Source organism: Vibrio sp. MOR3 (genome assembly GCF_001557775.1).
Classification (GTDB): Bacteria; Pseudomonadota; Gammaproteobacteria; order Enterobacterales; family Vibrionaceae; genus Vibrio; species Vibrio jasicida.
Genome location: NZ_LNRD01000001.1, coordinates 277,901 through 289,813 on the forward strand (window position 1 = coordinate 277,901; position 11,913 = coordinate 289,813).

The following is an 11,913-nucleotide window of genomic DNA, read 5'->3' on the forward strand; positions in this document are numbered from 1 at the left end:
ATGAAGAAACTAATCACCGCGCTATCTCTTGTCTTGGCTTCTCAAGCAGCCATGGCGGCACAAGAATGTTCAACTGATTTTGGAAAAACAGCGCCTAACTCTCGTTACACTTACTCTGATGTTGGGACGGTCACGGATTTAAAAACGGGCCTAACGTGGATGCGTTGCCCTGTTGGCTCAACGTGGAATGCGGCAAATGAAGCATGTGATGGCGCTGCGACTAAGATGTCATGGCAGTTAGCTTTATCAACCGCTGAGCAAATCCGTAATGAATCTGGTAACCATGCTTTGCATGACTTCGCGGGCAAAGAGAACTGGCGCTTACCAAATATTAAGGAGCTGGTCGCGTTGACGGAGCGTGCTTGTCACAGTCCTGCGATGAACGGCACTGCATTCGAAAGTGGTTACACGATAGAAGCGGGTGGCTATGCAGGTTACATCTGGAGTAACACACCGAACGGTGATGGCTCAAACGTCATGGTGTTTGATTCAGTTAATGGTGAGGTTTACAACTGGAGCCCACTAGAACCGACCTATATATTCTCTCTTCTTCTAGTGACAGACGAAGAGTAATCGTCACCTTAAACAGTTAATAATGTTGTTACCAAGAAGCTCCGCCAGTGCGGAGCTTTTTGTATGTGCCGATGTTCTCATTTTTTCTAATTCAGATAGAAAGGATATGTAAACCGTTATTATGCCTAGAGCTTCATATTGGGTGCGTTGCTAGACTGACCTTTTACCCTAAAGGATAGGAAGTTGCTTTGAAATACAATGTACCTAAGCCTAATAAGTTAGGTGGAGGCTATGCGCCAGTGCAAGACACAACAGCACTGACGCCGATGCCACTTATGAGTGACGACGACGAAAGCAAGGACGCTGAGTTTGAGTGTCGCATTAAGATACATGCACCCAAAGTAGATTTGGAACAATTACAAACGGGTGTGTTTTCGCTTAGCAAAACCAGTAACGAAGAAGAAATTACTGCTTGGAGTAAAGAAGAAATCAATGAGCCATATCGGCACGTCAATTTAGTTTGTTCCTGTAATGAGCAGGAGGAAAAATCTCTAGTTCACGAACTTTTTTCGATGGTTGGTATGAGTGAGCCGTTCAAGATCAACCCACAAGAAACTGACGAAAAACATATTAATGCCGAATTTGTACCGTTTATCCCAGCAGTAGATGTGGATGGACAGTTAGGTTATCCAACACATGGTTATTTGTATTACTTTGTGGATGGGAAGCTAGTCTATGAAATGGATATTTTAGGGGAGGGGCGCTGGGCTTGGCGTGTCACCCGCTCGACATATGACATTATCAGCGACGACTACGTGAGCGATAAGGTTTATACATCGATCACTGTTCCGGTATCTATCGAAGGGGCTGCGCCTCCAACGCAATATATCTACTACACTCGCGCAAGATTAACCACTGACGGTTTAGGTGAAGTTAATCAATCATGGTTAGACAAGAACGCCACACTGATCGACCCGTGCTTGCTGGTTGATGCAGTAGGGCAACCGACAGAGGAAGGTTCAATAACGACCGTCGAGGTGGGGAAAGCGTGCCCGTTTGGTAGCGTCAGTAAAGAACATGATGATCCGAAGTTGTCCCCGACCGTTAAACATATTTACCCGCAATCAAAATCGTTAGTGAATACTCCGGTAATGAACGTTAAGCAAGTGATTGAGAAGGTGCTGCGCATTGGTGTGTTCTTTGATGGTACGGGACAGAACAACTTAAACGATGCGTACAAAGAACAGCGCGGCGTGAAATCGCGGACCAATGTGGCGCGATTATTTGGGGCGTATCCGATAGGTGAGGGCTACGAAAAGATCTACATATCTGGTGTGGGGACTGTGGACGGTGCATGGCAAAATCCTAAGATGATTGATGATGGCGATGATGAATCAAATGCTGCGCAAGCCTTTGGTGTAGACGTTAACAATGTCAGTGATTCATTATTGTGGGAGATTTCTTTACCGAATCTTATTGCGGATTACACCAGTTCAAATACAGGTGCGTTCTATAAATGGCAAACGTGGGCTGATGACTACGCAAGAATCATTGATGCATTAGAAGTGAATGGAGAGTTCGAGAGCATTACTCATATTGAATTTGATGTCTTTGGATTTAGCCGTGGTGCAGCGTTGGCTCGTCACTTTGTTAATGCACTTAAAGATGGATTACCAGACGTAAGCAAACCAAGAGACGGTAAGAAGTTTGGCGTCGTTCACCCCAACTTGCTCGGTAAAGCATCTATTGAGCAATATGATGATAATCAGGGGTATTATCCTGATGAAAGTCGTACAAGTACGGTACGATTTTTAGGTCTATTTGATACGGTTGGTTCGTTCTATATGGCGGGTAATGAGGATGAGGGCAACTTTGAACTGGATCTCGATATGAATTGCGCCGAGCGAGTATTTCAAATCACGGCACATCATGAGTACCGCAAGAACTTCCCGCTTACGTCGATTGAGCCAAAAGGTGTCATGCCCTCAAATTTCTTTGAGGAAGAGTTTGCAGGTTGTCATACCGATATCGGTGGGGGCTATCCATCGAAAGAAAAGTACGCGCAAGAAGGTTTACCAGAACGTTACGGCATGCCTTTATCTGCGACTTACAATCGTGAGTTAAATGATCAAGAGTCTATAGCTGCACAAGTGCGACCTTATGACAATGCTCGCTCCGATCTTGGTACACGAAAACGAATTGCAATCCGCAAGCAAGAGCATGAGCATGAGCGATGGTCCGAAATCTGTAAACAGAAAGGTTTGTTCGGTGAGGTGAAGTTAGATCGTGATGTATTGTATTACTATGAATTGCAGCCGATTAGTAACGGGTTATCAGCGCTGGCCCTTGAGCGAATGAAACAGCAAGGTGAGGAAATGGGAATTTCTTGGGATATGACAAAATATGACCCACCTCGAGACTTCACGACTATAACGGGGGTTGATTCCATGTTGGTTGAGTTAAATCAAAAGTTACTTGCACAACCATTAGGTACGGTGACACGCTCTCATTGGCATAGTGAAATTCAAAAGTGTGGATCAATTTGGATTCACCGTCCTCATGATTGCTTAATCAATGTTGGTTATGATTCGGCCTACGAGAAATTGGTAAATGCTGTGACCAAAGAAGGAAACGAATTAAAACGAGTGGTGTATGAAAATGAAGCGTAAAATAATCACAGGACTTACGTTATTGTTGTCGGCTTGCTCTATAGCTCAACCGGACATTGTGGCGACTTCCGGCGGGGCGGGAACAATGAGTGGGCCACATTGGATCTCTAAAATGCTCATCAGCGACGTTCGTGGTAATGGTTCTAGCATTATTGCGGGAGCGGTACAAGGATGTTGTGCGAGGTCACGTATTAACCTCAGTGTACCAAATGGTATTGAAGGTGAATGGGAGAGAGGTTACTACACTGAGCAGCAGAGACAGGATTTATCTCTACCTGATAACTTTTGGAAAGGTCATTTAAAAACTAAAGAACGTTGGCGCTCAAAGTGGCAGGCTGAGTGGGGCGACTTTTACGAAACGAAAACTTACTACCACATCAAAGATACGATAGACAGCGATCTTGCCGCCAAGAAAATTGAGATAATGGATAACTATTTCAATGAGGATGAGTTAGGCCGTGGAGCAATGGAAGTATATGTTGACGGTAAGCGGGTTGTATTAGCCTATGTCAAGCTCTGCAACCCTAAGCGAGGGTATGACTGTAGTATTAAAGAAAATGCCGATCCTCATGGCTGGGTTGTGCCACCTCCTTGGAGTAAGACCGGAAAAGGAACCGCTGTTATTCTCTATGATGGATACGGTGAAGAATCCGATAAGCCATTCAGTGAATCATATTAAATAAAAAGCTCCGCCAGTGCGGAGCTTTTTATTATCTAACCTTTTCACTCACCGTGCTGGGATCACAAGGCATTGTAAGGCTTAGATTTGGAACTGCTTAAGCTGATGCTTTTGGTTCTCCGCTAAGCCAGACAGTTCTTGCGCGGCAGCTGCGGATTGAGTAATACCGGTTACGTTCTGGCTCACCAACTCATAGATGGTGCTCAAGTTATTGTTGATATCTGAGGTTACTTGTTTTTGTTCCTCTGAAGCGGTCGCTACTTGTGTGTTGATAGCATTCAAATCGGAAATTGCATTATTGATGTCGCTAAGCGAACGACTTACTTCGGTAGCAAGCGATTGGTTGTCTTCTAACATGGCTAAACTTGAATGCATGCTTTCGTTTGCGTGACCAGACTGTTGCTGAAGTTCTTCAATAATGGTTTGAATTTCTTTGGTCGATTCTTGAGTTCTTGCTGCCAACATACGTACTTCGTCAGCAACCACAGCAAAGCCTCGACCACTTTCCCCTGCTCGTGCCGCTTCAATCGCCGCATTCAATGCAAGTAGGTTGGTTTGCTCAGAGATGCTCTCAATAACTTCAATCACTTTACCAATCTGTTCGGACTGATCTTTTAGTGACGTGACCACGTTTGCGGCTTCGTTCAGTTGGTCGGCCATTTTCGCACTCGCACGCGTGCTTTCTTCAAACATGCTTAGGCTCTGTGACGTTAGTTTTGTGGCTTCGTTAGATGCGCTGTCGGCTTGCTGTGCATTGGTTGAAACTTCCGCAGCAGTAGATTCAAGCTGGTTAATTGCAGAAGCTACTTGTTCTACTTCGTGTTTCTCTTGGTCTGAGTTGGCACTGCTTTGTGTCATTACTGTTGCCAGTTCAGTCGAAGCCGAGGCGACGTCTTCACTGATTCGAACTAGTGAGTCGACGGTACCGCGGAGTTGGTGGATGGTTTGGTTTACGTCTTGTGCCAGTTGCGACACCTCATTTTTACCTGTTTCTTCTGCTTCTACTAATAAGTTGCCTTTTGCTACTTCGCGCATGGTTTCTTGTAGGTTACGAATAGGCGCCACGATGTAGCTTGCTAACAACCAACTGATCAAAGAGGCGATAGACAAAATAATGACAAGAGAAATGGTGCTGTAAGTGATGGTATCTGAGTGCAGTGCACCATTTTCTGTGACTTCGTCTGTCACGATTTGATTGAGCTTCTTAGACAAGTTGTCAATGGCGCCAATCATTGCTTCACCTGCTAAGCGGTATTGACCCATTGCTGTTTCATATTCTCTCTCGAAATCTAAGGACACGTTGTTGGATGAATGTTTAGTGTTCAGTAGCGGCGTCATGGTGATTCGAGTGAAATCCACATAGTGGTTCATCGCATCGCGCATGGCGTTGACTTCTGCTTGGATGCCTTCAATTTGGTCGATGGAGCTTAAAAACTCGCGGTTGGTTGCCTGACGATGTTGTAACTCTTGGTTCAGTGTTTGGACATCTTCTGCTCTGAACAGGCTGTAGATTGCCTTAATGCGCATGGCATAAGTGTTGTCGACGATAGAGCTGAGTTCTTCTTTATGCACGATAAGGCTATTGGTTGAGACCGTGACCTTGCCGAATGCCTGCTCTAACTTTCCGATGCCGATACTCAACCCAATGACGAGAAGTATGACAGTGAATAATACGGGTACGAAAACCTGTGACTTAATAGACAGCGTACTCAGTAATTGACGCATGATTGACCCTCTAAAGATTGGAACTATTATCATTTTTGTAAATAAAGCAAACCGATTCTAATTATTAGGCTTGATATATCAATCATTTAACGATGTTTATTTGTTATGAAATATATTAAAAGCGATGTAGTTGGCATTTTGTTATAACCAAATAGAAGCAATATATTTTGAGCTCGAAAGGAAATAAAGTTTGATTGCTGTTTTATTAAGCAGAAATGACAACGTGTCATAGAGCTTTCAACTAAGTGAAACACAACTGTCATATTTGGATTCTAAAGTGAGCATCGTTCAAGTGAAACACAACGGCAATAAGGCCACTTAAAGGAAATTGTGATGAAAAAGACAGTAATCGGTGCAATCGCACTTCTAGGCGCAATGGCAGTGACTCCTGTTTCTGCTAAAGAAACTATCTCTGCAGTGGGTTCTAGCAGCGTAACTCCACTGATGGAAGTTTTCTCTGAAACATACATGAAGACAAACCCGAACGTATTTGTTGAAGTTCAAGGCCCTGGTTCATCTGCGGGTGTTAAAGCAGCGAAAAACGGTTCTGCTGACCTAGGTATGTCTTCTCGTAACCTAAAAGATTCTGAAAAAGAGCCGGCTCTAAAAGAAGAGACAGTTGCTCTTGACGGTATCGCAGTTGTTGTAAACCCACAAAACAAACTATCGGGTCTTACTGCGGACCAAGTTACTGCAATCTACAAAGGTGAAGTAACAAACTGGAAAGACGTTGGCGGTGCAGACAAGCCAATCGTAGCAATCACTCGCGACACAGCTTCTGGTACTCGTGGTGCGTTCGAAGACATCATGTCTCTAAAAATGAAAATTTCTGGTAAGAAAGTATCGGCAATCTCTCAACGTGCTCAAGTTGCTAACGGTAACGGCGCACTGAAGACGATGGTTGCTTCTAACCCATACGCTATCGGCTACATCTCTCTTGGTACAGTTGATAGCTCTGTAAGTGCACTTCCAATTGACGGTATTCAAGCTTCAGTAGACAACGTGAAAAACGGTTCTTACAAAGTTGCTCGTCCGTTCCTTGTTCTTTACAAAGAAGGCAAGCCATCAGCTGAAACTCAAAAATTCCTAGACTGGATGCTAACTGATGAAGCGCAAGCGCTAGTTGACCAAAAAGGTTACATCTCAGTTAACTAATCCCATCGGGACTCTAAAGTTTGCTCAGCCCACCATTTCGGGCTGAGCCTTTTCTATCCATTGTGTTCAAGGGCATTGCCTAGAACCGTGAGATTTTTATGACCATCGCAACAAATAGTGAAAAGCTTATGACTACTGACGCTAAAGCGATCAGCAAGCCAGGCCTACGCGAGAAACGCCGCGTTGACTGGAGAGAGCGTATCTTCCACGGCTTGTTTTTAACGAGTGCTGTTATCGGCATCGTTTCATTAGCAGTAATCGCATACTTCATCGTTCGAGAAAGTATTCCAGCCTTCCAAGAAGTTGGCGTATCAGGCATCGTACTCGGCCAAAACTGGCTGCCACCAGCACTTTACGGTGTCGCAACTATGATTGTTGCTTCTATCGTTTCGACAGCTGGTGCAGTATTAGTTGGTGTGCCAATCGGCGTGTTGACTGCGGTCTTTATCGCAGAAATTGCACCGAAACGTTTGGCTGATGTTATCCGCCCAGCGGTTGAGCTCCTTGCCGGTATTCCTTCGGTGGTTTACGGCTTCTTCGGCTTGGTTATTATCGTGCCGCTTATCCAAAACGTATTTGATGTACCAGCGGGTAATACTATTTTGGCAGGTATCATTGTACTGGGTGTGATGATTCTTCCTACTGTCATCACGGTTTCTGAAACGTCTATTCGTGCAGTCCCTCGCACTTACAAAGAAGGCTCTTTGGCTCTTGGCGCTTCTAAAATCTACACCATATTTAAATTGCTCGTTCCAGCGGCTCGCTCAGGCATCATGACAGGTGTGATTCTGGGTATTGGTCGTGCGTTGGGTGAGACTATGGCGATCATCATGGTTATGGGTAACGCGCCGGCAATGCCAGAAGGCATCCTTGATTCGGCTCGTACGCTAACCGCAAACATCGCTATTGAAATGTCTTACGCAAGTGGTGTTCACGCGAACGCTCTATACGCTACAGGTGTGGTACTACTGGTCTTCATCATGTCGTTGAACGCTGTACTACTTTACCTAAACCGAGAAAAAGCGAAGTAATCGCTCGTTAAAGGTGACTATTATGGATCGCGCAAAATTAAAACAGGCACGCCAGTTCAAAGATAATGTATTAAGCGCATTTGTCTGGGTCTCGGCAGCATTAACGGTAGGCTTTTTGTTCTGGATTATCTGGTACATCCTATCTAACGGTCTACAACACGTAGATTGGAACTTCATTACTGATGACTATACGCGCACAGGGGACGAGCACGGCATCTTCCCGATGATTGTGTCGACTATCTACATGGTTATCGCATCTATCGCAGTGGCAGCGCCACTCGGTATCATGACGGCAATTTACTTAACCGAATATGCAAAAGTAGGTAGCCGTTTAGTGAAAATCATCCGATTCTGTACCGAGTCATTGGCGGGTATTCCGTCGATCATCTTCGGTCTATTTGGTATGACTTTCTTCGTAGCGATTCTTGGCCTTGGCTTCTCGATTCTATCGGGTGCTCTAACGCTAAGTATTCTTATCCTGCCAGTGATCATCCGTACCACGGAAGAAGCATTGATGGCAGTACCGCAAACGTACCGCGAAGGCTCTTATGGTCTTGGCGCATCGAAAATTTACACTATCTGGCGCTTGATTCTGCCGAGCGCAATGCCAGGTATCTTAACCTCGGTCATTCTAAGTATTGGTCGTGTCATTGGTGAATCTGCTCCAGTTTTCCTGACAGCAGGTATGGTTGCTCGTATTCCGGATTCTTTATTGGATTCAGGCCGTACGCTAACCGTTCACCTATACAAACTGACTACCGAACTGTTTACCATTGAGGAATGGAATCAGGCTTACGGTACCGCGACAGTTCTGATTGTTGTTGTTCTACTGATCAACATGGTTACAAAACTGATTGCACGACGTTTTAACACAGCAACTTACTAACAACACAAATTAAGAACGCACGTTAAAAGACACGAATTCAAGATTTAAGAGATTAAGAAAATGAACAAGTTTGATATTGAAAACCTAGACCTGTTTTACGGTGATAACCAAGCACTGAAATCAATCAACCTGCCTATTCCAGTACGTCAAGTAACCGCACTAATCGGTCCTTCTGGTTGTGGTAAATCTACACTATTACGTTGTTTGAACCGCATGAACGATCTTATCGAAGGCGTTAAGATCACTGGCAAACTGTCCATGGATGGTGAAGACATTTACGGCAACATCGATGTCGCTGATCTTCGCATCAAAGTGGGGATGGTATTCCAAAAGCCAAACCCATTCCCAATGAGCATTTACGAGAACGTGGCATACGGTCTTCGTGCTCAAGGCATTAAAGATAAAAAACACATTGATGAAGTGGTTGAGAGCTCACTTCGTGGTGCAGCACTTTGGGACGAGGTGAAAGATCGTCTTAAGTCACATGCATTTGGATTATCTGGTGGTCAGCAGCAACGTCTATGTATCGCTCGTACAATCGCGATGGAACCTGATGTGATCCTAATGGATGAACCAACATCGGCACTTGACCCAATTGCAACACACAAAATCGAAGAATTGATGGAAGAGCTGAAGAAGAACTACACCATCGTTATCGTGACTCACTCAATGCAACAGGCGCGTCGTATTTCTGACCGCACTGCGTTCTTCCTAATGGGTGAGTTGGTCGAGCACGATGACACACAAGTGATCTTCAGTGACCCGAAAGACGACCGTACTCAAGGCTATGTAAACGGCGACTTTGGTTAATTAACGTATTTATCAGCATATACATGAATAACTATAAGCGATGGTACTCTTGCCCCTCTTGATGAGGGGCCTTTTTCGTTTAGGGTATGTGGAATTTTCTCAATACCAATAATGTTCATGTTGATTCACTTTTGCGCCTAATTTTGCAGTATGTAATTCGGATGAAACACCTGTCTAAAAATGTTGAAAGGTTCTCGATTGTGAAATTAAGTACAAAATTTTTGCGAAAGACTTAACAGCTCAACTTGGATTCCATTGATTGCATATCATGGCCTAAGTAGTTTTTTATCGAGAATAAAAAAGTAGATTAGGTTGGCCAGGTGAGTTTAAAAAGTTTTACAAGAACGGTCTCTTCTACCAGAGACCATAGATTATTGGCGGAAGCCATATTCGAGCATCTAGAACAACGCTTTTCCCCTAGTGCGATAGCGATCTTTGACGATCCGCTCACCAATCCATCAGGGGCGGTGAGGTTTTCTCGTGGTGATTTGACTCCAATCCGTCAGTACCCTGAAGCATTCTGGGATTGGGCGAGCCAATTTGATACTTCAGAAAGTATTATTCCGCTGGCCATCAATACCTGTAATTGGAACCACACCCAAAACCTTGGCGGAGAAAGTTACATCATGATGCTCGATAACACGCCGATCAAACGTACCTACCTACTGATTCAAAACGTCCAAGCTCGCTCCGCCCACAATATCTACGAAGAAAGTTACGATGCAATGCAACTTGCCGCGGCTCGCTGGCAGTGTATTCGCGCAGAAAAAAGCGCATCGCAAGAAATGAAGCATCGTGATGTCCGAGAGGCCCAATACGTCGATGAACTTAGCCAGCGAGAACGCTTCATTGAAAACATGAAGCTCGTACAGCAAGTGGCGTTGGACATCTCTAATCCTGACTCTCTTAAAGATCTCTATTTAAAAGCGGTTGAAGCCTTGCGCGAACGTTTAGGTTTTGACCGTTCTACTTTAATGCTGTTGGACATGAAAAAGCGTAGTTTTAGTGGGACCTATGGCACTAATGAGGATGGCATCACGATTGATGAGTTTCACACTCAATATGATCTTCACCAGTTGAGTGAAGAGTACATCGCAGCACTGTCGAGTACAGAGCGTAATCTCGTCATTGTCGAAGATGCACCGATTTATACCGCCGGTAAAGTCGTAGGGCAGGGCTGGAATGCGATGTTAATCCTACGAGATGGTAATGAGCCTTTTGGTTGGTTCGCACTGGATAACTTTATTCATCGTAAGCCCGTGACGGCTTATCAAAAGCAGATGCTGGAATCTTTTGGCTCACTTTTCTCGCAAATTTATATCCGTAAGCGTCAAGAACAAAATGTGCGCATGTTGCACTCAAGTATGGTGGAGCTTTCTCGATGTACTACGGTCAGTGATGTGTGCAAATCCGCAGTGACCTTTGCCATTAAAAACTTGGGCATCGACCGTATGGCAGTGTTCTTGACCGATGAAAATTGCTCTTATATGCAAGGTACGTGGGGGACCGACATCCAAGGCAATGTGGTGGATGAATCTTATTTTTTTGGGGAGACACAGGACTTCTCTTTGATTAATTTAGCCCGATCTATGCTGAATGAGGTTGCGTTTGAGGAGTCGGTTCCCATCTATCACGATTGCAATATTGTTGGCTTCGGCTGGGCGGCCATGACAGTGCTGACTTCCAATAGCAGTGGGCCTATTGCTTTTATCGCCGTTGATAATCTATTAACTCGTGCGCCGCTTACCTCCCAGCTTCGTGAAGTGATTCGGATGTTTGCATCAAGCCTTGCTGAAGTGCTGCAACGTACACAAGCACAAGAGGCGATTCGCGAACTTAATGAAAACCTAGAGCTAGAAGTACAAAATCGGACTAAAGAGCTGGAAGAAGCCAATCGACAATTGGAAGTATTGTCTAAACTCGATCCTTTGACTCGCCTTGGTAATCGACGAATGTTAGAGCACGTCATGCAGAAGTACTGCTCGGTAGAGCATGATGAAGTCATGTCATTTGGATTGATCTTAATTGATATTGACCACTTCGGCTTGTTCAACAACCACTATGGACATCTAGAAGGTGATATCGCGTTAATGCGAATTGGTAACATCCTTGAACACCATACTAAAGATGAAGATGAAGTCTTTTGTCGAATTGGCGGGGAAGAGGTTGTTTTGTTGATGATTGGGTCACACCAAGAAGAGGTCAGGTTGAGAGCCGAATGCATCCGTCGTTGTATTGAGGAGGGGGGGGTTAAGCATTGCCATAATCCAGAAGGTGAGTTACTTACTGTTTCTGTTGGTTATTCTTGTTACTTGACACAAGGTAAAGACTTTAACTTCGATCATTTGTATCAACTCTCCGATAAGGCTTTATACCGAGCTAAAAACAGTGGTCGCAACTGTGTTCGGGCGGTTGAAATAGAGAAGCAGAGTGTTGCTTAGCACT

The 11,913-nt window shown here is 44.6% G+C and carries 9 protein-coding genes; 8 read left to right on the forward strand and 1 reads right to left on the reverse strand.

Going from position 1 to position 11,913, the window contains the following annotated elements; translation table 11 throughout:
* From ATB76_RS01345 to ATB76_RS01355, 3 genes are all read left to right on the forward strand, one after another.
* On the forward strand, positions 1 to 573 hold the full coding sequence (locus ATB76_RS01345) for a DUF1566 domain-containing protein (protein ID WP_061034446.1): 573 nt from the start codon (positions 1 to 3) through the stop codon (positions 571 to 573).
* A 188-nt stretch (positions 574 to 761) separates the two neighbouring features.
* Entirely contained in the window at positions 762 to 3,182 is a 2,421-nt protein-coding gene (locus tag ATB76_RS01350) for a DUF2235 domain-containing protein (protein WP_061034447.1), read from the forward strand.
* Entirely contained in the window at positions 3,166 to 3,861 is a 696-nt protein-coding gene (locus ATB76_RS01355; protein ID WP_052485342.1) for a hypothetical protein, read from the forward strand. Before ATB76_RS01350 ends, ATB76_RS01355 begins: the two co-directional genes overlap by 17 nt.
* Positions 3,862 to 3,942: 81 nt before the next feature.
* Here the strand turns inward: ATB76_RS01355 and ATB76_RS01360 are convergent, their stop codons facing one another.
* A complete protein-coding gene (locus ATB76_RS01360) occupies positions 3,943 to 5,586 on the reverse strand; it encodes a methyl-accepting chemotaxis protein (protein ID WP_061034448.1) in 1,644 nt (547 codons plus the stop codon).
* Positions 5,587 to 5,919: 333 nt separating this feature from the next.
* Here ATB76_RS01360 and ATB76_RS01365 point away from each other — a divergent pair, with 333 nt between their 5' ends.
* From ATB76_RS01365 to ATB76_RS01385, 5 genes are all read left to right on the forward strand, one after another.
* Positions 5,920 to 6,741, forward strand: a complete 822-nt coding sequence (locus ATB76_RS01365) for a phosphate ABC transporter substrate-binding protein (RefSeq protein ID WP_038876298.1) — start codon at positions 5,920 to 5,922, stop codon at positions 6,739 to 6,741.
* Between the two features lie 98 nt (positions 6,742 to 6,839).
* Positions 6,840 to 7,772 carry a phosphate ABC transporter permease subunit PstC gene (gene pstC, locus ATB76_RS01370; protein WP_038873310.1) on the forward strand — a complete coding sequence of 311 codons (933 nt, stop codon included), beginning with the start codon at positions 6,840 to 6,842 and terminating at the stop codon, positions 7,770 to 7,772.
* A 22-nt stretch (positions 7,773 to 7,794) separates the two neighbouring features.
* Positions 7,795 to 8,658 carry a phosphate ABC transporter permease PstA gene (gene pstA / locus ATB76_RS01375; protein WP_038873313.1) on the forward strand — a complete coding sequence of 288 codons (864 nt, stop codon included), beginning with the start codon at positions 7,795 to 7,797 and terminating at the stop codon, positions 8,656 to 8,658.
* 60 nt (positions 8,659 to 8,718) lie between these two features.
* A complete protein-coding gene (gene pstB / locus ATB76_RS01380) occupies positions 8,719 to 9,468 on the forward strand; it encodes a phosphate ABC transporter ATP-binding protein PstB (RefSeq protein ID WP_038873314.1) in 750 nt (249 codons plus the stop codon).
* A gap of 374 nt (positions 9,469 to 9,842) precedes the next feature.
* Entirely contained in the window at positions 9,843 to 11,909 is a 2,067-nt protein-coding gene (locus ATB76_RS01385; RefSeq protein WP_061034449.1) for a GGDEF domain-containing protein, read from the forward strand.
* The last annotated feature ends 4 nt before the right edge of the window (positions 11,910 to 11,913 follow it).